General features: G+C 70.9%; 18 protein-coding genes. 9 read left to right on the top strand and 9 right to left on the bottom strand.

Going from position 1 to position 21,608, the window contains the following annotated elements; translation table 11 throughout:
• Positions 1–63: 63 nt before the first annotated feature.
• The 4 genes from J3S20_RS11015 to J3S20_RS11030 are packed head-to-tail and all read right to left on the bottom strand — an operon-like array spanning position 64 to position 4,181.
• On the bottom strand, positions 64–807 hold the full coding sequence (locus J3S20_RS11015; RefSeq protein ID WP_216836531.1) for a maleate cis-trans isomerase family protein: 744 nt from the start codon (positions 805–807) through the stop codon (positions 64–66).
• Positions 804–1,952, bottom strand: coding sequence for an FAD-dependent oxidoreductase (locus tag J3S20_RS11020; RefSeq protein ID WP_216836532.1), 1,149 nt, complete (start codon positions 1,950–1,952; stop codon positions 804–806). The genes J3S20_RS11015 and J3S20_RS11020 overlap by 4 nt, the downstream gene beginning before the upstream one ends.
• On the bottom strand, positions 1,942–3,204 hold the full coding sequence (locus J3S20_RS11025) for an MmgE/PrpD family protein (protein ID WP_216836533.1): 1,263 nt from the start codon (positions 3,202–3,204) through the stop codon (positions 1,942–1,944). The genes J3S20_RS11020 and J3S20_RS11025 overlap by 11 nt, the downstream gene beginning before the upstream one ends.
• Positions 3,201–4,181, bottom strand: coding sequence for a Bug family tripartite tricarboxylate transporter substrate binding protein (locus tag J3S20_RS11030; RefSeq protein WP_216836534.1), 981 nt, complete (start codon positions 4,179–4,181; stop codon positions 3,201–3,203). The genes J3S20_RS11025 and J3S20_RS11030 overlap by 4 nt, the downstream gene beginning before the upstream one ends.
• Before the next feature lie 164 nt (positions 4,182–4,345).
• Between J3S20_RS11030 and J3S20_RS11035 the strand changes: the two genes are divergently transcribed.
• Together J3S20_RS11035 and J3S20_RS11040 are read left to right on the top strand one after the other, a co-directional pair.
• Positions 4,346–4,558: a hypothetical protein gene (locus J3S20_RS11035; protein ID WP_216836535.1), complete on the top strand. Its 213-nt coding sequence runs from the start codon at positions 4,346–4,348 to the stop codon at positions 4,556–4,558.
• 6 nt (positions 4,559–4,564) lie between these two features.
• Positions 4,565–4,720, top strand: a complete 156-nt coding sequence (locus J3S20_RS11040; protein WP_216836536.1) for a hypothetical protein — start codon at positions 4,565–4,567, stop codon at positions 4,718–4,720.
• A gap of 38 nt (positions 4,721–4,758) precedes the next feature.
• Here J3S20_RS11040 and J3S20_RS11045 read toward each other — a convergent pair whose 3' ends face one another.
• On the bottom strand, positions 4,759–5,565 hold the full coding sequence (locus J3S20_RS11045) for an enoyl-CoA hydratase (protein WP_216836537.1): 807 nt from the start codon (positions 5,563–5,565) through the stop codon (positions 4,759–4,761).
• 11 nt (positions 5,566–5,576) lie between these two features.
• Positions 5,577–6,785: a CaiB/BaiF CoA transferase family protein gene (locus J3S20_RS11050; RefSeq protein WP_246602692.1), complete on the bottom strand. Its 1,209-nt coding sequence runs from the start codon at positions 6,783–6,785 to the stop codon at positions 5,577–5,579.
• Positions 6,786–6,876: 91 nt separating this feature from the next.
• Here J3S20_RS11050 and J3S20_RS11055 point away from each other — a divergent pair, with 91 nt between their 5' ends.
• From J3S20_RS11055 to J3S20_RS11075, 5 genes are all read left to right on the top strand, one after another.
• Positions 6,877–7,632, top strand: coding sequence for an FCD domain-containing protein (locus J3S20_RS11055; protein WP_246602694.1), 756 nt, complete (start codon positions 6,877–6,879; stop codon positions 7,630–7,632).
• Between the two features lie 128 nt (positions 7,633–7,760).
• Positions 7,761–8,783 carry a TAXI family TRAP transporter solute-binding subunit gene (locus tag J3S20_RS11060; protein ID WP_216836539.1) on the top strand — a complete coding sequence of 341 codons (1,023 nt, stop codon included), beginning with the start codon at positions 7,761–7,763 and terminating at the stop codon, positions 8,781–8,783.
• A 96-nt stretch (positions 8,784–8,879) separates the two neighbouring features.
• Positions 8,880–10,910 (top strand): TRAP transporter permease, encoded by a 2,031-nt coding sequence (locus J3S20_RS11065; RefSeq protein WP_216836541.1) that lies wholly within the window; start codon positions 8,880–8,882, stop codon positions 10,908–10,910.
• A gap of 136 nt (positions 10,911–11,046) precedes the next feature.
• A complete protein-coding gene (locus tag J3S20_RS11070; RefSeq protein ID WP_216836542.1) occupies positions 11,047–12,513 on the top strand; it encodes an amidase in 1,467 nt (488 codons plus the stop codon).
• Positions 12,510–13,772, top strand: coding sequence for an NAD(P)/FAD-dependent oxidoreductase (locus J3S20_RS11075; protein WP_216836544.1), 1,263 nt, complete (start codon positions 12,510–12,512; stop codon positions 13,770–13,772). The genes J3S20_RS11070 and J3S20_RS11075 overlap by 4 nt, the downstream gene beginning before the upstream one ends.
• Positions 13,773–13,847: 75 nt before the next feature.
• On the opposite strand, the gene J3S20_RS11080 is transcribed toward J3S20_RS11075, so the two are convergent.
• Positions 13,848–14,300 carry an Lrp/AsnC ligand binding domain-containing protein gene (locus tag J3S20_RS11080; protein WP_216836545.1) on the bottom strand — a complete coding sequence of 151 codons (453 nt, stop codon included), beginning with the start codon at positions 14,298–14,300 and terminating at the stop codon, positions 13,848–13,850.
• Positions 14,301–14,431: 131 nt separating this feature from the next.
• Here J3S20_RS11080 and putA point away from each other — a divergent pair, with 131 nt between their 5' ends.
• Positions 14,432–18,040 (top strand): trifunctional transcriptional regulator/proline dehydrogenase/L-glutamate gamma-semialdehyde dehydrogenase, encoded by a 3,609-nt coding sequence (putA, locus tag J3S20_RS11085; RefSeq protein ID WP_216836546.1) that lies wholly within the window; start codon positions 14,432–14,434, stop codon positions 18,038–18,040.
• Positions 18,041–18,043: 3 nt separating this feature from the next.
• On the opposite strand, the gene J3S20_RS11090 is transcribed toward putA, so the two are convergent.
• On the bottom strand, positions 18,044–19,930 hold the full coding sequence (locus tag J3S20_RS11090) for a bifunctional sugar phosphate isomerase/epimerase/4-hydroxyphenylpyruvate dioxygenase family protein (protein ID WP_216836547.1): 1,887 nt from the start codon (positions 19,928–19,930) through the stop codon (positions 18,044–18,046).
• A 122-nt stretch (positions 19,931–20,052) separates the two neighbouring features.
• Between J3S20_RS11090 and J3S20_RS11095 the strand changes: the two genes are divergently transcribed.
• The gene (locus J3S20_RS11095) at positions 20,053–20,925 is read left to right on the top strand and encodes a shikimate dehydrogenase (protein WP_216836548.1); all 873 of its coding nucleotides are present in this window, start codon (positions 20,053–20,055) and stop codon (positions 20,923–20,925) included.
• Between the two features lie 3 nt (positions 20,926–20,928).
• Here the strand turns inward: J3S20_RS11095 and J3S20_RS11100 are convergent, their stop codons facing one another.
• The gene (locus J3S20_RS11100; protein WP_216836549.1) at positions 20,929–21,570 is read right to left on the bottom strand and encodes a TetR/AcrR family transcriptional regulator; all 642 of its coding nucleotides are present in this window, start codon (positions 21,568–21,570) and stop codon (positions 20,929–20,931) included.
• Positions 21,571–21,608: the final 38 nt, after the last annotated feature.

Genomic DNA, 21,608 nt, shown 5'->3' on the forward strand with positions numbered 1-21,608 from the left:
AGCCGAACCATGCGGCCGGCCAGGAAGCCTTCGGGGATTGCTTCGAAGGCTTTTTTTGCGTGCTCAGCCCAGCCGCGAAGCCAGCTCCGGGCAGCATCCGGTCAACGCCTGGCTTGGTGGAAGGCCAAGCCGTCGAGAGACGGCAAAGGCGCATGCGAGATTGGATGAGATCATGGGCACGCCAAGGCGGCCCGCCATCCAGCCCATAGCATCCAGCGTCGGCATTCCCGTGCCGGACAGCAGGACAGCGCAATCCGCCGGCGGCGCCAGCCGGGTAAGCCCGTCGGCCACCTCTTCCGGCGACAATTCATAGGCCCGGAAGGTGTCCGAGACCTTGTAGCTGTCCACGAGCGTAAGGCCAGCCGCGCGCCAATAGCGCTCCGCGCGTTCCGTCAGCCAGCCGGGATAGGGCGAGAAGAGCATTAGCCTGGGGCGGTCCAGCGCCTCCAGCGCCTCGGCGATGGCGCGCGCGGCCAGCAGCACGGGGCGGCCGGCGGCTTCGGAAAGCCGGTCCTGCAGCGCGGCATCCTCAGCAGGCGCCAGCGCGTAGCTCGGCCCGGTCAGGCCAACGATCAGGGCCTCCAGCGCCAGGGCGCCGAAGTCGCCCAGCGCCCCCTCGATCGCCGCGGGATAGGCGGCGTTGCGCTGTTCCAGCGTGGTGCCGGGCATCACGGGCAGGCGGGTGACATGCAGCGCGGCGCGCGGCACCAGCAGGTCCCGCAGCTCCGGCTCCACTGCCGGATTGGCGGAAGGTGCCAGCAGGCCGATCCGATGCGTTGGCAGAAAGCTCGGCGCTGGCCAGCTCATGACGGCATCCCCACCTTGGCGAGATCGAGCATCGAGGCCTCCCGCGCCCAGACCAGCTTTTCGGCATCGGTCAGGGCTGCCATACGCGCCACTTCCTCGGCCGGGCTGGCCGCCACGCGGCTGTCGGTGCGAGGCAGCAGCGCCTCCCGCACCACGCGCAGTCGCGCCTCGGCCCAATCCTGCAGCAGCTGGTCGGGCTCGCCGCCCAGCACCTGGTCGAGCGTCGCGGCCAGGGTCATGGCATCGTGGATGCCGGCATTCATGTTCATGCCGCCGCGCGTGTTCGTCAGATGCGCGGCATCCCCGGCCAGCAGCACGCGGCCGGCGCGATAGGCGGTGGCCATGGCGCGCTTCACGCCATAGACGTCGCGCCCCTCGATCTCCATCGCCGCCGCCTGCGGCAGGAAGCGCGCGATGCGGGCGCGGGCATGATCCTCCGCCATCGCCTCGGCATCGCTCATCTCCGGCGCGATCCGGAAGATCAGCCGCCAGTTGCGCGGCATGCGGAGGAGAGAGCAGGAGCCGGTTGCGTCGTATAGATAGCCGAGCCCATCGAGCCCCGGCACGACCTCGCGCAGATCCAGCGGCGTCAGCAGCCGCAGCACGCGATGGGCATAGTCATTGGTCTCGGCCGCAATGCCGGCCAGGCCGCGCAGCGCGCCGGAGGCGCCGTCGCAGCCCACCGCATAGCGCGCGCGATGCGTGCTGCCATCGGCCGCACGCAGCGTGACGCCGGCGGCGTCCTGCGCCAGCGCCGTCACGCCCGCGCCGAAGCGCACACAGCCGGCGGGCAGGGCGGCGAGCAGCGCCGGCGTCAGGTCCTGCTGCTCGCGGTGCCAGCGGAAGGAAAAGCCGGTCTCGCCGGCGAGGATACCGAGGTCGACCGCCGCGGCCGCGCCGCTATCGACGCGCCGCCACAGAATGTGGTCCACCCGCACGCCGCCAGGCAGCAGCGCCTCCAGCACGCCCAGTTCGTGCAGCGCATCGAGCGTCGGCGGGTGGAAGGTGGAGGCGCGGGAGGCGGCGGAGAGGCCTTCCCGCTTTTCCAGCACTCGCACCGCGACACCCCTTCGGGTCAGCGCGAGCGCGAGCGTAAGGCCAACCGGGCCGGCGCCGGCGATGACCACCTCGGTCTCATCGAACATCGAACAGGCCCTCTGCTGGGGCATCCTGCAGCATCGCTGAGATGGCCCGCGCGACTCCGGCCTCGCCCAGCGCCGGTGCGGCGAAGCGGATGAACTTCTGGACCGTCTCGGCCTCCGTCATGGGATGGCCGGGGTCGCCGGTGACGTGGCGGACCGTCTCCGACAGGCCATCAATGGTGACGGTCGCTCCGCGCAGCCCGGCGGCCGTCATGCCGGGATCCTCGACCAGCTCCACCGCGGCCTCCAGCGCCCGCAGCGCCGGATCGGCCAGCGCGGCCTCGGTATAGGCGGTGGGGCCGAGATCGCCCTGCACCAGCGCGGCGGCCACTGCCCAGCTCAGGCTGAACTGCGCCGAGATGGCGGCGGCCGGTGCGCGGTTACCCGCATAGCGCAGCGCCTCAGCGTAGGTCTGCACCACGATGCGCCGCGGCGGGCCGGACAGGCGCGGCCGCAGGGCGATGGCCGCGGCCGCGGCGTAATGCGCATGCCGCACACCGGCATAGGGTTTCTGATAGGCCTCTTCGATCAGCCAGGTTCCGGGCGGCGCGACTAGGGCCTCCGTCTCATGGCCCAGGGCCAGGCGGCGGGCCTCCGCGAAGCCGGCCTCGGGCGCGTCCATCCCGGAAGCGGCGGCGGCGGCGGCCATCTGGCCGAGCAGGGCGGCATGCGCGGGAAAGCTGTTGCGCCCATCCATGCCGGCGGCGATCGGCGCATAAAGCGCGAAGGGAATCTGGCAGGCGGCCAGTCGCACGGCGCGCGCCACGCCCTCGGCGTCCAGCCCCGCCAGCCGCGCCGCGGCGCCCGCTGCGCCCAGGCTGTGCCAGGACCCGTCTACATGCATGCCCGGCCGGATCCGCCAGGCCTCCCCGGCTCGCGCCGCGACCTCGTAGCCCAGCGCGAAGGCGGCCAGCGCCAGTGCGGGATCCGCGCCGCGGGCGCGCGCCACCAGGGCCAGCGGCGCAACAGGCAGGGCAGGGCGCCCATGCGCCCGCGCCAGCCCCTCATTCGCCTCGTCCCAGCAGGTGGCGGCCGAGAGCAGCGCGGCCGCACCGGCCGGCGCGAGCCGCGCGCCGCCCAGCGCCACATCGCCCGGAAATGTCGCTTGAAGGGCCTGCGCAAAAGCCTGCACGCGCGGGTGGTCGAGGCCCGCCAGCGCGCAGCCCAGACTATCCAGCAGCAGCAGCCGCGCCTTGGCGGCCGCTGCCCCCTCCGGCCCCGCGAAGGCGGCGGGGATGACGGCGAAGAGGCTCAATCCGCGCGCGCGCCGGAACGCGCCACCGCCTCACGCCAGACGCGACGTTCGCGCGCCATCACCTGGGCCAGCGCCACGCGGCCCTGTGGCATGGCATCCGCCTGGCGCTGTTCCAGCAGCGCCGCCCATTCCGGGCTTTCCAGCACGCGGCGGAAGCCGGCCTCCAGCGCATCCAGCACGGGCTCATCCAGCTTGGATTGCGCGAAGATGCCGTACCAGGGGCTGGCATCGAAGCCGGGCAGCGTCTCCGCCACCGCTGGCACCTGCGGCATGGCGCGGAAGCGGGTGCCGGAGGTCACGGCGATGGCGCGCAATGCGCCGCCAGGGCCGACTTGCGGGGCAGAGGTAGCCAGCCCATCGAAAGCGACGGGGATGGTCCCCGCAACCATGTCGGTCAGCAGCGGGGCGCTGCCGCGATAGGGCACATGCGTCATCTCGAGCCCGGCGACCGCGCGAAGCAACTCCATGGACAGGTGGGTGAAGGATCCGACGCCATTCGAGCCATAGGGCATGCCGCCCGGCGTGTTCCTGGCCGCCGCAATCAACTCCTGCAGGTTGCTGACATTGGGCAAGGCGCGCGGCGACACCACCAGCAGATTGGGCTGCTGCGCCAGCATGGCGATGGGGACGAAATCCTCGTCCGGGTCGTAGGGAAGGCGAGCGAAGAGGGCCTTGTTGATGGCGATGATGCCCTGCGTCGCCACCAGCAGCGTATGGCCATCCGGCGTTGCCCGCGCCAAGGCCTCTGCCGCCAGGTTGCCGCCAGCGCCGGCACGGTTCTCCACCACCACGGGCTGACCGAAAACGGGATTCAGCCGGTCTGCCACGGCACGCGCCAGGATATCCGTCAGCCCGCCCGGGGCAAAGGGTACGATCAGGCGAATGGGGCGGGAGGGCCGCCAGGCATCCTGTCCGCGCGCGGCGAAGGGGGCCGCCAGGGTTGCGCCCAGGATCAGGCGGCGGGTGGTACGGGTCATCCTCGTCTCTCCGGCATGCGGCGCGGCGCCTGGAGCGCCGCCGGCAGGTGCGCACAAGACCGCGGATCCCGCAGGCCGTCCAGGGGTCAGCGGCCACAGGCAGGGGCTTCGCCTCTCGGAGCGGTCTACGAGAAACGCAGGCATTGCAGAGAGGACCGAGTGCGATGAAGGGCGGTCCCGTTGTGCGCGGCGGCCAGGCGGCCAAACATGAAGCTGATCCGATGATGCCGCTCGAGGATGCGGCGCTGGACCGGGTGACTCGCGGCAGCCTCGGGGGTGGCACAAATCCGCGCTTCACCGGGGAACGCAACACGGCCATCGGCGAATGGCTGGTCCGTGGCGATACCGACACGATCCTTCTCCGCGACGTAAGCTGAAGCGACGTGCGGGTAGAATTTACCAAGGGCGGCTTCAGCGGGGAAATGCAGCCGGGCGGTACGGTGAACCTGCAGGCGAATTCGGCCGGGGTAATTGATGTCGGCGACCCGCGCGTGGAGTTCCGCGGTATCGCACTGATCATGGTGCCGCACGGCAGCTGAAGCGCTGCGGGGGGTGCGCCAGCATCCCCCGCCTTCGGTCAGCGGCCCTTGAACTGGGGCGGGCGCTTTTCCATGAAGGCGCGGCGGCCCTCGATATAGTCCTCGCTGGCGAAGCAGGCCTTCACCATGGCGTCGCAGGCGGCCTCGTCCGCCTCGCCGCGATCCTTCAGCGCCTGGCCGATGATGAACTTGGCGCTGCCCACCGTCAGCGGCGCATTGCCGGCGATGGTCTTGGCGTAGTCCGTCACGAAGGATTCGAGCTGGTCGTTCGGCACCACGCGGTTCACCAGGCCCATGATGCGCGCCTCCTCGGAGGACCACTTCTTGGCGGTGAAGAAGATCTCCTTGGCGAAGGATGGGCCGACCAGGTCGACCAGCTTGCGCAGCCCGTGCAGCGGATAGCCCAGGCCGAGCTTCGCCGCCGGCACGCCGAAGCTCGCCGTCTCGCCGCAGATGCGCATGTCGCAGCAGACGGCCAGCGCGGTGCCGCCGCCAATGCAATGGCCCTGGATCATGGCGATGGTGGGCTTCGGACAATCATACACGGCATCGTAGGCGCGCGCGGTCTGCGCCTGGTAGGCGGCGACCGCCGCCTCACCGCTGCGCTCGCTCTCGAACTTCGAGATATCGGCGCCGGAGACGAAGGCGCGGCCGCCGGCGCCGGTGAGGACCACGACGCGCACCGCCGGATCAGCGGTGAAGTCCGCCATGATCCTCTCCAGCGCCTCCCACATCTCCATGGAGACGGCGTTGTGCCGCTCCGGGTTGTTGAAGGTCACCCAGCCGATGCCGTCCGCCTTGCGGGCCAGCATCTTCTCCGAACCCGTCACGATCATGCCGTCCATCGTCGCTCTCCTCAAACCACCTGGCGCTTGTGCAGATCGGCGATGGTCGCCGCATCCAGGCCGAGCTCCGCCAGCACCGCATCGGTGTGCTCGCCGATCTCCGGCGGATGCGAGACGATGCGGGACGGCGTGCGCGACAGGCCGATCGGCTGGCCGACATAGGCCACATTGCGGTCGCCGCCGTTCAATGTCTGGGCGATGCCCAGGTGCTGCACCTGCTCGTCCGCGAAAACCTCGTCCACCTTGTTGATCGGGCCGCAAGGCACGCCGAGGTCGTTCAGCGCCTTCACCCAATGCGCGGTGGTGTTGGTGCGCGTCACTTCCTCGATCATCGCATTCAGCGCGTCGCGATTCTCGCTGCGCAGCGCGCCGCTGTTGAAGCGCGCATCGGTCTTCCATTCGGGCTTGCCGAGGCCATCCGCGCAGCGTTCCCAGATGCGCTGGCCGCTGGCTGCGATGTTCATGTAGCCGTCGCTGGTCTGGAAGACGCCGGTGGGGATGCTGGTCGGGTGGTTGTTGCCCGCCTGCTTCGGCACCTGGCCTTCCATCAGCCAGCGGCTGGCCTGGAAGTCCAGCATGAAGATCTGCGCCTGCAGCAGGCTGGTCTGCACCCACTGCCCCTTGCCCGAGACCTCGCGCTCCAGCAGCGCGATGAAGATGCCCTGGGCGGCAAAGAGGCCGGCGCAGAGATCGGCGATCGGAATGCCGACGCGGACCGGCCCCTGGCCCGGCAGGCCGGTGATGGACATCAGCCCGCCCATGCCCTGGGCGATCTGGTCGAAGCCCGGGCGGCCGGCATAGGGGCCGTCCTGGCCGAAGCCGGAGATCGAGGCATAGACCAGCCGCGGGTTCACGGCAGACAGCGCCTCGTAGTCGATGCCGAGCCGCGTCTTCACGTCGGGCCGAAAATTCTCGACGACGACGTCGGCCTTCTCGGCCAGCTTCTTGAGAAGGGCGACGCCGTCCTTGTCCTTCAGGTTCAGCGTCATGCCGCGCTTGTTGCGGTGCAGGTTCTGGAAGTCCGAGCCCTGGCGCGGGCCGCCCATCGGGTCGCCCTGGTCGAGGCCTTCCGGCATCTCGATCTTGATGACATTGGCGCCCCAATCGGCCAGCTGCCGCACGCAGGTGGGGCCGGAGCGCACGCGGGTCAGGTCGAGGACCGTGAAGCGGGACAGGGCGGTCGATGCCCGCGGCATCTCGGGCTTGTCGGCTTGCGGCATGGCTTTCTCCTTCTCGGGTGGGTGGTCTAGCACCACCCCGACCCCGGGCAAACTGTTGACAGACTGCACTTGGCCCCGCCACCGTCCCAGCATGGCGAAGATCAGGCAAGGTCCCTCGGCGCTGGAGATCGTGCGCACCCGCTCGCTGGCCTCGCTGGTGGGGCAGGAGTTGGAAGCGATGATCCTGGACGGCCGCCTGCCGGCGGGCGAGCGGCTGAACGAGCAGCAGCTGGCACTGCGACTTGGCGTCTCTCGTGGCCCGGTGCGAGAGGCGGTGCGCGGTCTGGAACGCTCCGGCCTCGTCGTGTCCGTCCGCAACCAGGGCAGCTATGTGCGCAGCATCAGCGCGGCCGAGGCGCTGGAGATCTATGATCTGCGCGCGGCGCTGACCGGCTTCGCCTGCGCCAGACTGGCGGGGGCCGCGACCGCCGCGCAACTCAGGGAGCTTGAGGCGCTGGTCCAGCGGATGGAGGCGGCGCGGGAGGCCGATGCGGCGCCCGCCTACTACGCCGCCAACCTCGAATTCCATGCGGCGCTGCTCACCCATGGCGGCGGGCCGCGTGGCCTCAGGATCTACGAGGATCTGGGCAACGAACTCCACCTGTTCCGCCGCCGCGCGCTGGTGGAGCCCGAAAACATGCGCGAGAGCAATGCTGAACACGCCGCCATCCTGGCTGCGATCGCCGCCGGCGATGCCGAGGTCGCGCGGGCGGCGGGGGAGGCGCATATCGCCGGCGGCAAGCGCCGCTTCCAGGCGACCGATGCCAGCCAGCCTGCCGCCCGACCGCCAGTGCGCCCGGCCGGGCCCCGCCGGACGGGGGCAGGTCGCCGGGAGGGCGCGGGGTAGGTCGCCGGGACGGCGCGGGGGAAATGGCCGGGACTGCGCGAGGTAGGTCGCCGAACCGGGGAGAGTTGTCGCCGGCGCCGGTCCCCGCCTAGGGTGGGGCCGCTGGCAGACTCCAACGAGGAAGAAAAATGACCGACTTTACCCTGACGCGGCGCGGCCTCGGCCTCGCCGCCGCCGGCGCCGCCCTGGCTCCCGGCCTGGCCTCCGCGCAGGCGCCGCAATTCTTCCGCATCGGCACGGGCTCGGCCGGCGGCACCTACTACCCCATCGGCGGCATCATCGCGAACGCCATCTCCTGCCCCCCCGGCGCGCCCTGCAACGCGGCTGGTGCCACCGATGGCGTCCCCGGAATGGTCGCCGTGGCGGTCGCCACCCAGGGCAGCGTGCAGAATGTCAACCTGATCCAGTCCGGCAATGCAGAGGCCGGCTTCACCCAGTCCGATGTGGCGCACTGGTCCTATACCGGCACCGGCCTGTTTGAGGGGCGGCCGAAGGTGGACCGCCTGCGCTTCGTGGCGCATCTGTTCCCCGAGCACATCCACGCCGTGGTGCGCCGCGACAGCGCCATTCGCAGCTTCTCCGACCTGTCCGGCAAGCGCATCGCCATCGGTCTGCAGGCCAGCGGCGCGCGCATCGGCGCGGAGATGATCCTGGAGGCGAACGGCCTGCGGGCAGGGCGCGAATACCAGGCGGAATACCTGAACCAGGCTCAGGGGACGGAGCGGATGCAGGATCGCGGCCTGGACGCGACCTTCACCGTGGTCGGCTACCCGGCGGCCGCCTTCACCGAATTCTGCAGCCGCACCGGCTGCCGCATCCTGCCGATCCAGGGCGAGGAGGCGCAGAAGGTCATCGCCCGCGCGCCCTTCTACGGCACCGGCACCATCCCGCGCGGCGCCTATGAGGGGCTGGAGGCGGATGTGCCGACCCTGACGGTGGGTGCCGTGCTGGCGGTGCGCGACACGGTGCCGGAGGCGACGGTCTATGCCATCACCCGCGCGCTCTGGTCCGACACGACGCGGGGCCTGCTGGACCGCGGCCACGCCAAGGGCCGCGAGATCGTCAAGGAGGGTGCGCTGACCGGCCGCGGCGTGGTGCCCTTCCATCCGGGCGCCGAGCGCTACTACCGCGAGAACAACATCCTGCGCTGATCCGCGCCGGCTGAACCCATCCCGCCCGGCCCACGCGAAAGCGTCGGGCCGGGTTCTGCGTTCTGGATTGTTTTCATTTCTCCCGAGGCCCTGACCATGAGCGGCTCCCCCGCGCCCAACCAACTCGACCTGGAGGCCGCGGCGCGGCTGGAAAAGGAGGCGGACAGCGAATTGCGCTTCCGCGACCTGACAGGCTTCACCGCCCGGCTGGTTTCCTTTCTCCTCGTTGCCTTGTCCGTCTTCCATTACTACACGGCGGGCTTCGGCATCCTGACCGAGCACTGGCACAAGGCGATCCACCTGGCCGCCGTGCTCAGCCTGATCTTCCTGCTGTTCCCGGGCGGTTTCCTGTCCATCGGGCCGCGCATCGGCGGCGTGCCGGTGCTGGACTGGATTTTTGCCGGCGCGATCGTCGTGGCCACCATCTACCTGCCGCTCATCTTCGACGACCTGACCTTCCGCATCGGCAATCCGAGCGAAACCGACGTGGTGATGGGCACTATCATGGTGGTGCTGGTGCTGGAGGCCACAAGACGGTCCATGGGGCCGATCCTGCCCATCATCGTCTGCATCTTCATCGCCTATGCGCTGTGGGGCAACCACCTGTCCGGCGTGCTGGCGCATCCGGGCTCCGACTGGTCCGGCTTCGTCAACCATGTCTATCTGACGGGCGAGGGAATCTTCGGCATTCCTGCCAAGGTGGTCGCGACCTTCGTCTTCCACTTCGTGCTGTTCGGCGTGATCGCGACGCGCATGGGCCTTGGCCAGTTCTTCATCGACCTGGCCAGCATCATGGCCGGCCGCTACCCGGGCGGTCCGGCCAAGGTGGCGGTGCTGGCCTCCGCCATGTTCGGCTCCATCAGCGGCTCCTCCATCGCCAACACCGTCACCACCGGGTCGCTGACCATCCCGGCGATGAAGAAGATCGGCTACAAGCCGCATTTCGCCGGCGCCGTCGAAGCGGCCGCCAGCGCGGGTGGGCAGATCACGCCGCCGATCATGGGCGCTGCCGCCTTCGTCATGATCGAGTTCCTGGAAATCCCGTTGACCACGCTGCTGATCGCGGCCGCGGTGCCGGCGGCGATGCATTTCTGGGGCGTCTTCGTGCAGGTGCATTTCGAGGCGAAGCGCCTGGGCCTGCGCGGCATGGAGGCGCATGAGATCCCGAAGTTGTGGCCGACGGTGCGCGATGGCTGGCCCACCGTGATCCCGCTGGTGGCCCTCGTCTGGGTCATCGTTGCAGGCTACACGCCCTACCTCGCCGCCTTCGTCGGCATCACGCTCTGCGTCATCGTGGGCTTCCTGAACCCGCGCAACCGGCTGACGCTGCGCGACCTGTGGGATGCGCTGGACATGGGCGCGCGCTACGCGCTTGCGGTCGGCGCGGCCGCAGCGGCAGTCGGCATGGTGGTGGGTGTGGTGACGCTGACCGGCGCCGGCTTCCGGGTTGGCTTCATCGTCACCCAGGCGGCTGCCAGCACGGCGCAGTTCTTCGCGCCGATCTTCGACATCCTGCCGGCCGGCTTCGGCAGCCTGGCGGGGCTGACCCTGTTCATGACGCTGCTCTTCGTCGCGCTGATCTGCATCGTCATGGGCGCGGGTATCCCCACCACGGCGCTGTACATCGTGCTGGCGGCGATCGCGGCACCGGCGGTCATCCAGCTCGGCGTGCCGCCGCTCGCAGCGCATCTCTTCATTCTCTACTACGGCATCCTGGCGGACCTCACGCCGCCGGTCTGCGTCGCGGCCTATGCGGCGGCGGGCATCGCTGGGTCCAACCCGTTCCGCACCGGGCTCACCGCCTTCCGGCTGGGGGCCGCGAAGGCAACGGTGCCCTTCGTCTTCGCCTATGCGCCGACGATGCTGATCATGGTGGATGACTTCACCCTGGCCAGCTTCCTGTTCGTCACCATCACCTGCGCGCTGGGCGTGCTGGTGCTGGGCATCGGGCTGACCGGCTATGCCTTCACCCATATGGGCCTGGCCTCGCAGCTCGGCCTGGTGGTGGCGGCGCTGATGACGATCTCGCCCAGCGGGCCGCTCACCGCCATCGGGGCAGCGATCGCGGTGCCGATCCTGGCGCTGAACTTCCTGCGCAGCCGGCGGGAGGGTACGGCTCTGGCCTGAGGCCTGCTTAGTTTCCGGCCGGGTGCTTCAGCGCTCGGCCGAGGAAGCGGGCGCTCAGGCATCAAGGCGCCACCCTGGCTTGCGCCGAAGCCGGGGGGCGTGGTCCCATCCGTCCGCTATTGGGCCGGAGGAGAGCATGGCGTCATCGCAATCAGGCCCTGCGCTGCTCTGCGACCTGCCGGCGGTGGAGTTGCGCCGGCTGATCGGCACGCGCCGCATTTCGCCGGTGGAACTGCTGGCCGATTGCCTGGCACGCATCGCCGCGGTGAACCCGGTGCTGAATGCCGTCGTCGCGCTGGATGTCGAAGGTGCCACGCAGGCAGCGCGCGCGGCGGAAGCTTCGGTGATGCGCGGCGAAAGGCTGGGCCCGCTGCACGGCCTGCCGATCGGCATCAAGGACCTGAACGATACGGCCGGGCTGCGCACCACCTATGGCTCGCCGATCTTCCGCGACCATGTGCCGCAGCGGGACGAACGCGTGGTCGCCGCGCTGCGTGCCGCCGGCGGCATCATCCTGGCCAAGACCAACACGCCCGAATTCGGCACCGGCGGCAACACGCTGAACGAGGTCTACGGCGCCACCGGCAATGCCTTCGATCCGGCGCTGTCCTGCGCCGGCTCCTCCGGCGGTTCCGGCGTCGCGCTGGCCACGTCCATGCTGCCGCTCTGCACCGGGTCGGATACCGGCGGATCGCTGCGCAAGCCGGCTGCCTGGTCGGGCGTGGTGGGCTTCCGGCCGACGCCGGGCCTCGTCGCCTCCGAGCGCCGCCGCCAGGGCTGGTCTGTCCTTTCGGTTCAGGGCCCGATGGGTCGCGATGTGGCGGATACCGCGCTGCTGCTCAGCGCCATGGTCAGCGCGGATAGCCGTGACCCCATGGCCGATCCGCGCCTTGGCGACCCGGTCACGCTGACGCTGCGGCGGCCGGTTGATCTCGCCACGCTGCGCGTCGCGACCTCCGTCGACCTTGGCTTCGCGCCTGTGGCGCCCAGCATCCGCCGCGTCTTCGCGGCGCGCATTGGCGCGCTGGCCCCGGCGTTGGGGCGGTGCGAGGCGGAGGATCCGGACATGGCCGGAATCGACCGCGCCTATCGCGTCATCCGCTGCACCAATTTCCTCGCCGCCTTCAAGGGGCACTACGAGCGCGACCCGATGCTGCTCGGCGCCAATACGCGCGGCAATTACGAGGAGGGTCTGCGCTACAGCCTGGCGGATCTGGCTGCAGCGCATGCCGAGCAGACCCGCATCTACCGCGCCTTCCAGGACTTCTTCACCCGCCACGACCTGCTGCTGCTGCCCTGCCAGGCCATGACGCCCTTCCCGAAGCAGCTTCCCTATCCGACGGAGATGGAGGGCTTGCCGCTGGAGGGATATTTCGCCACCTCCGGCATTACCTATGGAATCTCCATGATGGGCCATCCGGCCATCTGCATCCCCTGCGGGCGGGACGAGCAGGGCATGCCCTTCGGTTTGCAGATCGTCGGGCCGCGTGGCGGCGACGCCTTCCTGCTCGATGCCGCGCAGGCGCTGGAGGCGCATTTCCGCGACCTTCCGGACTGCCGGCGGCCTTTGCCGGATCTTGCGGCATTGGCGGCCGCGGCATGAGTGCCGCGCCGTCCCGCATCCTGGTCATTGGCGCCGGCATCGTCGGCATGGCGATCGCTTTTCGCCTGCGCCAGTCGGGCGCCGAGGTTACCGTGGTGGATGCGGAGCCGCCCGGAGAGGGCGGGGCAAGTTTCGGCAATGCAGGGGCCATCAGCGCCAGCTCCGTGGCCCCGCTCGCCATGCCCGGCCTGCTGCGCCAGGTGCCGCGCATGCTGCTGGACCGCGCCGCGCCGCTGCATGTGCCGGCCGGCTACTGGCTGCGTGCCGCGCCCTGGCTGGCGCGCTTCGTCGCCGCCGCGCGCCCCGCCGCCGTGACGCGCGCCACCGCCGCGCTGGATGGGCTGCTGCGCCTAGCGACGGAGCAGCACATGGCGCTGGCGCGGGAGATCGGCGCGCCGGAACTGCTGCGCCCGCATGGCCAGCTCTACCTGTACCGGGATGCGGCTCAGTTGGAGAAGGATCGCGCCAGCTGGGAGATCCGCCGCGCCCATGGCGCGCGGCTGGAGCAGCTGGACCGTGCCGGCATCATGGCGCTCGAGCCCGCGATCGGCCCCGCCTACCAGCTCGGCATCCTGCTGGCCGATCATGCGCATTGCGCTTCCCCGCTTCGCTACGTGCGTGCGCTGACGGCTGCCTTTGAGCAGGCGGGCGGCGTGGTGGTGCGCGACCGCATCGTGCGGCTGACAACGCAGGATGGACGCATGACCGGCGCTCAGGGCCAGGCGGGCCAGCACGCGGCAGAAGCGGTGGTGCTTGCGGCCGGCGCCTGGTCCGCGCGGTTGGCAGAGCCGCTCGGCTATCGCATCCCGCTGGAATCGCAGCGCGGCTACCACCTGGATCTGCACGATCCGGGCATCGCCTTGACCCGGCCGGTGATCCCGGCGGACCGCAAGGTCTTCATCACGCCGATGGAGACCGCGCTGCGTGTTGCCGGCACGGTCGAGTTCGGCGGGTTGGATCGCAAGCCGGATCCGGCGCGGGCGGAACTGCTCTATGCGGATCTGGCAGCCGTCTTTCCGGAGGCGCGGCCGGCGCGGGCCGAGGGCTTCTGGATGGGGCACCGGCCCTGCCTGCCGGATTCGGTGCCGGTGATCGGCCCTGCGCGGCGCGTGCCCGGCCTCTTCTTCGCCTTCGGCCACGGCCATCTCGGCCTGACCGGCTCTGCCCCCACCGCCGAGATGCTGGCCCCCGTGGTGCTTGGTCGCCCGAGCAACCAGGACTTGGCGCCCTATGCGGCAGAGCGCTTTTCAGGAGCCTGAGCAAGCAGGCGAAAGCGCCGTCCAGGTCACATCGCGGGACTCGCGGAATTCGCTGACCGGCGGCAGCGCGCGCCGTCAGATCGGCAGATCGCTGCCGCTCTTCACCTCTTCCATCACCGTATAGGTGTGCGTCTGCCGGATGCCCGGCAGCTTCACCAGGCTCTCGCCGAGGAAGCGGCGATAGGCCGCCATGTCGCGCACCCGCACCTTGATCAGGTAGTCGAAGCCGCCGGCCAGCATGTGGCATTCGATGATCTCGGGCAGGCGGCGCACCGCGGCGGCGAAATCGTCGAAGACGGTGGTGCTGGTGCGGTCCAGCGTGATCTCGACGAAGACCAGCAGCGCGCGATCGAGCAGGCTGGGGTTCAGCCGCACCGCATAGCCCTCGATCACCCCCTCCCGCTGCAGCCGCCGGATGCGTTCTGAGGTGGCGGCCTGGCTGAGATTCGCCTGCTTCGCCAGATCCACATTGGACATGCGGCCATCGCGTTGCAGCAGGCGGAGGAGGCGTCGGTCGGTGTCATCCATCGGCCAAAGTTTTCGCGAATTCTGCCGCATCTGACCATGAATGATTCGCCGACCCGCCGCAAAATCCGAACCCTCTTCGGCACCGGGCGCTCTACAGCAGGAATCGCCAGTTCTCCCAGGGACGCCCGCCCATGTCCGCCACCGCCTTCGCCAACGTCACCCCGCTGCCGCCGCGCGACGCCCTGCACGCCCGGATCACCACCGCCTGCCGGCCGCCCGAGGCCGATTGCATCGCCGCCCTGTTGCCCGCCGCCACCCTGCCGCCCGAGACCAGCCGGCAGGCCAGTGCGCTCGCCACCCGGCTGGTCACCGCGCTGCGCGCCAAGGGCCAGCGCGGCGCGGTCGAGGGGCTGGTGCAGGAATACGCCCTCTCCTCCCAGGAGGGCGTCGCGCTGATGTGCCTGGCGGAGGCGCTGCTGCGCATTCCGGACAGCGCGACGCGGGATGCGCTGATCCGCGACAAGGTCGGCAGCGGCGACTGGCGCCGCCATGTCGGCCAGTCCCCTTCGCTTTTCGTCAATGCCGCCACCTGGGGGCTGGTGGTCACCGGCAAGCTGGTGGGCACCGCGGATGAGACCGGCCTCGCCCAGGCGCTGACCCGCCTGCTGGCCAAGGGCGGGGAGCCGCTGATCCGCAAGGGCGTCGACATGGCCATGCGGCTGCTGGGCGAGCAGTTCGTCACCGGCCAGACCATCGCGGAGGCCCTGGCAAGGGCGCGCCCGCTGGAGGCGCGCGGATTCCGCTATTCCTACGACATGCTGGGCGAGGCAGCGACCACGGCCGCGGACGCCACCCGCTACACGCAGGCCTATGAGGGCGCGATCCAGGCCATCGGCCAGGCCGCCGCGGGGCGCGGCCCCTACGAAGGCCCCGGCATCTCCATCAAGCTCTCCGCTTTGCATCCGCGCTACAGCCGCGCGCAGCAGGACCGGGTGATGACGGAGCTGCTGCCGCGCCTGCTCGGCCTCGCGCGGCTGGCGCGCCGCCACGACATCGGCCTGAACATCGATGCGGAGGAGGCGGACCGGCTGGAGATCTCGCTCGACCTGCTGGAGGCGCTGTGCATGGACCCCGAGCTGGCCGGCTGGAACGGCCTCGGCTTCGTCGTGCAGGCCTATCAGAAGCGCGCGCCCTTCGTGCTGGACTGGCTGGTGGACCTCGCCCGCCGCAGCGGCCACCGGCTGATGGTCCGGCTGGTGAAGGGCGCCTATTGGGACAGCGAGATCAAGCGCGCCCAGCTGGACGGGCTGGCGGATTTCCCGGTCTTCACCCGCAAGCCGCATACGGATGTTTCTTACCTGGCTTGCGCCCGCAAGCTGCTGGCGGCGCCGGATGCCATCTTCCCGCAATTCGCCACGCACAACGCCGCCACCCTGGCCGCCATCCACAGCCTGGCGGGCCCGGACTTCCACCCCGGCCAATACGAGTTCCAGTGCCTGCACGGCATGGGGGAGCCGCTGTACGAGGAGGTGGTCGGCCCCGCCAAGCTGGACCGCCCCTGCCGCATCTACGCCCCCGTCGGCACGCATGAGACGCTGCTGGCCTATCTGGTGCGCCGGCTGCTGGAAAACGGCGCCAATTCCTCCTTCGTCAACCGGGTGCAGGACCCGAAGGTGGCGGTGGCGGAGCTCGCTGCGGACCCTGTCGTGCAGGTGGCCGCCATGCCGACGCCCGGCGCGCCACATCCCCGCATCGCCCGGCCGCCCGCGCTCTTTGCACCGGAGCGGGAAAACTCCGCCGGGCTGGACCTGGCGGATGAAGCGACGCTCGCCAGCCTGGCCCAGGCGCTGCGCGAGAGCGCGACCCAGGACTGGCGCGCTGCCCCGCCCGGCGCCGCCGCCGGCCCCTGGCAGCCGGTCCGCAATCCAGCCGATGCGCGTGACCTAGTCGGCCAGGCCGCCTGGGCCACGCCAGCTGAGGTGGAAGCCGCCCTGGCCCGCGCCGCCGCCGCCCCCTGGCAGGCGACGCCGCCCGCGGCCCGCGCCGCCTGCCTGCAACGCGCCGCCGCGCTGATGGAGGCGCGCCGCGTGCCGCTGCTCGGCCTGCTGGTGCGCGAGGCCGGCAAGACGCTGGGCAATGCCGTGGCGGAGCTGCGGGAGGCGGTGGACTTCCTGCGCTACTACGCCGCCCAGGTCGCACGGGACTTCGACAATGCCACCCATGCCGCCCTCGGCCCGGTCGCCTGCATCTCCCCCTGGAACTTCCCCCTCGCCATCTTCACCGGCCAGGTCGCCGCCGCGCTCGCCGCCGGCAATCCGGTGCTGGCGAAGCCGGCGGAGGAAACGCCGCTGATCGCCGCCCAGGCCGTCGCCCTGCTGCACGAGGCCGGCGTGCCGCCTGACGCCCTGCACCTGCTGCCGGGCGATGGCGCGGTCGGCGCGCAGCTCTGCGGCGATGCGCGGGTGCGCGGCGTGGTCTTCACCGGCTCCACCGAGGTGGCGCGGCTGATCGCGCGGCAAGTGGCACAGCGCCTGAACCCGGATAGCAGGCCGGTGCCGCTGATCGCGGAGACGGGCGGGCAGAATGCCATGGTGGTGGATTCCTCGGCCCTGGCGGAGCAGGTGGTGGGCGATGTCATCGCCTCCGCCTTCGATAGCGCCGGCCAACGATGCTCCGCGCTGCGCGTGCTGTGTTTGCAGGAGGAGGTGGCGGATCGGATCCTCAGCATGCTGCGCGGCGCGGTGGCGGAACTGGCGATCGGCAACCCGGATCGGCTGGCGACCGATGTCGGACCGGTCATCACGGCGGCGGCGCGAGACGGAATCCTCGCGCATATCGCCGCGATGCGCGAGGCCGGCTGCACCGTGCACCAGGCCGCCCTGCCGCCGGGCTGCGAGGACGGCAGCTTCGTCCCGCCCACCATCATCGAGCTGGATGACCTCTCCCGCCTGACCGGCGAGGTCTTCGGCCCGGTGCTGCATGTGCTGCGCTGGCGGCGGCAGGATCAGGCGCGGCTGATGCAGTCGATCAATGCCACCGGCTATGCGCTGACCTTCGGCATCCACAGCCGCATCGACGAGACCATCGACCAGCTCACGCGCCAATCGGCGGCGGGCAATGTCTATGTGAACCGCAACATGGTCGGCGCCGTGGTGGGGGTGCAGCCCTTTGGCGGCCATGGCCTCTCCGGCACCGGGCCGAAGGCGGGCGGGCCGCTCTATCTGCGGCGGCTGCTGGCGCGTTGCCCTCAGCCACTCGGCCTGGGGGCGGGCGAGGTGCCGGCCGCCGCACAGGCCTGGCGGGATTGGCTGGGCACGCGGGATGCCGCCGCCGCCGCGCGCCTGGCCCGGCTGCACGTCCCCCCGCCGCACGCGCTGGACCTGCCGGGGCCGGTGGGAGAACGCAACTTCTATGCGCTGCTGCCGCGCGGGCGAGTCCTCTGCCTGGGCGGAACGGAGCCGGGCGCGCTCTGGGCGCAGGTGGATGCGGCGCTGCTGTCGGGCAATGTCGTGCTGCTCGGCCCCGGCATCGCCCTGCCGGAGGGCCTGCCGCCGGCGCTGGCCGAGCGGGTCCGTCCGGCCGTGGCGGAGGATGAGGCTGCGGCGGTGCTGGCGGAGGGCAATGCAGCGCGGCTGCTGCCGATCCAGGCCGCGCTGGCGGCGCGGCCCGGCCCGATCCTGCCGCTGATCGTCCCCGATGAAGCTGGTGTCTATCCCTTGGACCTGCTGCTGCGGGAGCGCAGCGTCAGCACCAACCTGGCCGCGGCCGGCGGCAATGCGAGCCTGATGATGCTCGGCTGAACCTCAGCCGATCTCGGGCGGCACGGCCCTCGCGCCGCGGCGCTGCGCGGCCATGCGGGCGGGCGCATTGGCCGCGCCGAAGCCGGCATAGCCGCCGCTGCGCTCGGCGATCTCCAGGAAGACACCGTCGCGGAAGGCGGTGGTATAGGCGTGGCGGAAGACGCCGCCCTGCGGGTCGCGGTCATAGAGCAGGTGGCGCTGCCGCAGCGCCGACAGCTCCGCATCCGTCACGCCGAAGCGGGCGCCGAGATCCTCGTAGTAGTTCTCGGGGATATCGAGCAGCGGCGCCTGGCGCGCGGCGGCCTGGTCCACCACCGCCGCCGCATCGCCGGTGGCCAGCGCCAGGTGATGCACGCCGGCCCCGGCCAGGCTGGAGACGAAGCGCCCGGTGCCGGTGCGGGTGCTTTCCGAGACGTTCAGCGGCAGGCGCAGGCTGCCATCGGGCGCCACGAAGGCGCGGGAGCGGACCAGGCCGTAGGGGTCCGGCAATTCCCACAGCGTCTCCGGCACCAGGCCAAACAGGGCGCGGTAGAACAGCACGAAGCTGTCCATCATCCCCGGCGCCACCGCCTGCGCCGCATGGTCCAGGCCCAGGAAATGCCCCGGCTCCAGCGCCGCGGGCGACAAATGAAAATCATCCTCCCAGATCGGCCGGGCGCCGAGGGCCGGGTCCTCCACCAGGTAGATCAGCGTGCCATCCGGCGCGCGGATCGCCGGGATGGCGCGCTCCCCCGCGCCGGTCCGCTCGCGCCAGACAGGGTATTGCAGCGCCTGCGCCCGGGCGACGAGGCGCGCGGGATCGTCGACGCGGATCGCCATGGCGCAGACCGCGGGGCCCAACTGCTCGAAGCGCTCGGCGGCCGCGCTGTCCGGCTCCGCATTCAGCACCAGATTGGCGCCGCCATTGCGCCACAGCTCGACATCCTTCGAGCGATGCGTCCCGGCGCGGCGGAAGCCCAGCGTGCTCAGCATGGCGCCGAGCTCCGCCCGCGCCGCATGGTCCAGCGCGAATTCGACGAATTCCAGCCCGCTCAGCCGCGGCAGCGCCGGCAGCACGCCACCTCCCATCTGGTCCCGCAGCCAGGTCAGGCTGCGCCGCGCATCGCGCGCGATGCGGCGGGAGGGGGCGGCGCGGAATTCGTCGTTGAAGATCTCGAGCGAGAGCGGCCCGGCATAGCCGGCGCGCAGCACCTCGGCCAGGAAGGGGGCGACGGGCAGTTCGCCCTGGCCGGGAAACAGCCGGTGGTGCCGGCTCCAGGACAGCACATCCATGGACAGGCGCGGCGCATCGGCCAGCTGCAGGAAGAAGAGTTTTTCCGCCGGCACCTGCTCGGCCAGCCCTGCCAGGTCGTCGCCCAGCGACAGCGTGTGAAAGCTGTCCAGGCAGAGGCCCAGCGCCGGATGCCCGGCGCGCTGCACGATGTCCCAGGCCTGGCGCCAGCGGTTCACATGCCGGCCCCAGGCCAGGGCCTCGTAGCAGACGCGCAGGCCGCGCCGCGCGGCGCGGTCGGCCATCTCGCGCAGGTCCGCCGCGGCGCGGGCCGGGTCGTCCAGCGTGGCGGGCTGGGTGTTGGAGCAGACCAGGATCAGCTCCGTCCCCAGCGCCAGCATGATGTCGAACTTGCGCTCGGCGCGGTCCAGGTTGCGCGCGCGCTGCGGCTCCGGCATCGCCTCGAAGTCGCGGAAGGGCTGGAAGATGGTGATGGCGAGGCCCAGCTCCTCGCACATCCGTCGCACCTCGGCGGGGGTGCCGTCGAAGGTCAGCAGGTCGTTCTCGAAGATTTCCACCCCCTCGAAGCCCGCGGCGGCCGCGGCCTCCAGCTTGTCGGGCAGGGTGCCCGAGAGGCAGACGGTGGCGATGGAGGTCGGCAGGTGCTCGCGCGGCGTCACGGCGTCCTCCGCAATCCCGGGTGCGGTGCTGGCATGCGGCCCCCGGTCAATGGGCCCCACTTGAAGCCAATGTACCAGTTGGTTCAAAAGCCGATCAAGCCGCCGCGCGGAGGAGGATCTCGATGACCACCTGGGACCGGAATCCCGCCATTCTCGCCGGGCTGATCGGCCAGGGCATCCAGGCCTCCCGCACCCCCGCCCTGCATGAGCGGGAGGGGGCGGAGCAGGGGCTGCGGCTGATCTACCGGCTGATCGACCTGGACCGCCTGGGGCTGGGGCCGGAGGCGTTGCCGGAGCTGCTGACGGCGGCCGAGCGCATGGGCTTCCAGGGCCTGAACATCACCTTCCCCTGCAAGCAGGCGGTGCTGCCCCTGCTGCACGAGGTCTCGCCCGAGGCCCACGCGCTGGGGGCGGTGAACACCGTGGTGCTGCGCGACGGGCGGCGCATCGGCCACAATACCGACTGCTCCGGTTTCGCCGAGGGGTTTGCGCGCGGCCTGCCGGATGTGCCGCGGGGGCGGGTGGTGCAGCTGGGCGCCGGCGGCGCCGGGGCGGCGGTGGCGCAGGCGCTGCTGGACCAGGGCGTGCAGCGGCTGGCGATCACCGATACCGATGCGGGGCGGGCAACGGCGCTGGCCGAGAGCCTGGCGGCCCGCTTCGGCGCCGGGCGGGCGGAGGCCTGCGCCGACCTGCAGGGCGAAGTGGCCGCGGCCGATGGGCTGGTGAACTGCACGCCGGTCGGCATGGCGAAGTTGCCGGGCACGCCGCTGCCGGTGGAATGGCTGCATTCCCGACTCTGGGTGGCGGAGATCGTCTATTTCCCGCTGGAGACGGCGCTGCTCCGCGCCGCCCGGGCGCTCGGCTGCCGCACGCTGGATGGTGGCGGCATGGCGGTGTTCCAGGCGGTCGGCGCCTTCCGCCTGTTCACCGGGCGCGAGCCGGATGCGGCGCGCATGCTGCGGCACTTCGCTTCCATGTCCGACGAAGCCGGATGAAGCTCAGGGCTGCACGTAGCGCAGCACCGCCTCCGTGATCATGCGCCGATGCGCTTCGGCGACCTCCGGCTGCGTGCCGCAGCGCCCGAAGATGGCGCGCAGCGTGTGGCGGTTGGAGACGCGGTAGAAGCAGAAGGCGGAGATCAGCATGTGCAGGTCCAGCGCATCGATCCCCGGCCGGAAGGCGCCCTCCCGCTCGCCCCGCGCCAGCAGCGCTTCCAGCATGCCGATCACCGCCGCATTGCGTTCGCGGATGGTGGCGGAGGTTTCGACGATGCGGGCGCCATGGATGTTCTCCACGCTCACCAGCCGGACGAATTCCGGATGCGCCGCATGGTGGTCGAAGGTGACGCCGACCAGGCGCGCCAGCGCCTCGCGCGGGGCCAGCGCCTCCAGCTCCAGCGCGGCTTCCGCATCGCGCATGCCGCCATAGAGGCGTTCCAGCACGGCGGCATAGAGCTGCTGCTTGCCGCCGAAGTAGTAGTAGATCATGCGCTTGGTGGTGAGGGTGCGCGCGGCGATGCGATCCACCCTTCCGCCGGCAAAACCCTTCTCGGAAAACTCGGCCGTCGCCGCCTCCAGGATCTCGCGCCGCGTCTGCTCGGGCGCGCGGGGCCGGGGCGGCGTTCTGGGCGGAAGCACCATGCGGGCGGACCCTTTGGTTCACCGCTGGGCCATAGCAT

This window comes from Falsiroseomonas tokyonensis (assembly GCF_019024325.1).
Classification (GTDB): Bacteria; Pseudomonadota; Alphaproteobacteria; order Acetobacterales; family Acetobacteraceae; genus Falsiroseomonas; species Falsiroseomonas tokyonensis.

Excerpts from the sequence above, each read along its gene's own strand:
- J3S20_RS11015 (WP_216836531.1), bottom strand. The coding sequence starts at position 807 with ATGAGCTGGCCAGCGCCGAGCTTTCTGCCAACGCATCGGATCGGCCTG.
- J3S20_RS11020 (WP_216836532.1), bottom strand. The coding sequence starts at position 1,952 with ATGTTCGATGAGACCGAGGTGGTCATCGCCGGCGCCGGCCCGGTTGGC.
- J3S20_RS11030 (WP_216836534.1), bottom strand. The coding sequence starts at position 4,181 with ATGACCCGTACCACCCGCCGCCTGATCCTGGGCGCAACCCTGGCGGCC.
- J3S20_RS11035 (WP_216836535.1), top strand. The coding sequence starts at position 4,346 with ATGAAGGGCGGTCCCGTTGTGCGCGGCGGCCAGGCGGCCAAACATGAA.
- J3S20_RS11045 (WP_216836537.1), bottom strand. The coding sequence starts at position 5,565 with ATGGACGGCATGATCGTGACGGGTTCGGAGAAGATGCTGGCCCGCAAG.
- J3S20_RS11050 (WP_246602692.1), bottom strand. The coding sequence starts at position 6,785 with ATGCCGCAAGCCGACAAGCCCGAGATGCCGCGGGCATCGACCGCCCTG.
- J3S20_RS11055 (WP_246602694.1), top strand. The coding sequence starts at position 6,877 with ATGGCGAAGATCAGGCAAGGTCCCTCGGCGCTGGAGATCGTGCGCACC.
- J3S20_RS11060 (WP_216836539.1), top strand. The coding sequence starts at position 7,761 with ATGACCGACTTTACCCTGACGCGGCGCGGCCTCGGCCTCGCCGCCGCC.
- J3S20_RS11065 (WP_216836541.1), top strand. The coding sequence starts at position 8,880 with ATGAGCGGCTCCCCCGCGCCCAACCAACTCGACCTGGAGGCCGCGGCG.
- J3S20_RS11070 (WP_216836542.1), top strand. The coding sequence starts at position 11,047 with ATGGCGTCATCGCAATCAGGCCCTGCGCTGCTCTGCGACCTGCCGGCG.
- J3S20_RS11075 (WP_216836544.1), top strand. The coding sequence starts at position 12,510 with ATGAGTGCCGCGCCGTCCCGCATCCTGGTCATTGGCGCCGGCATCGTC.
- J3S20_RS11080 (WP_216836545.1), bottom strand. The coding sequence starts at position 14,300 with ATGGATGACACCGACCGACGCCTCCTCCGCCTGCTGCAACGCGATGGC.
- putA (WP_216836546.1), top strand. The coding sequence starts at position 14,432 with ATGTCCGCCACCGCCTTCGCCAACGTCACCCCGCTGCCGCCGCGCGAC.
- J3S20_RS11095 (WP_216836548.1), top strand. The coding sequence starts at position 20,053 with ATGACCACCTGGGACCGGAATCCCGCCATTCTCGCCGGGCTGATCGGC.
- J3S20_RS11100 (WP_216836549.1), bottom strand. The coding sequence starts at position 21,570 with ATGGTGCTTCCGCCCAGAACGCCGCCCCGGCCCCGCGCGCCCGAGCAG.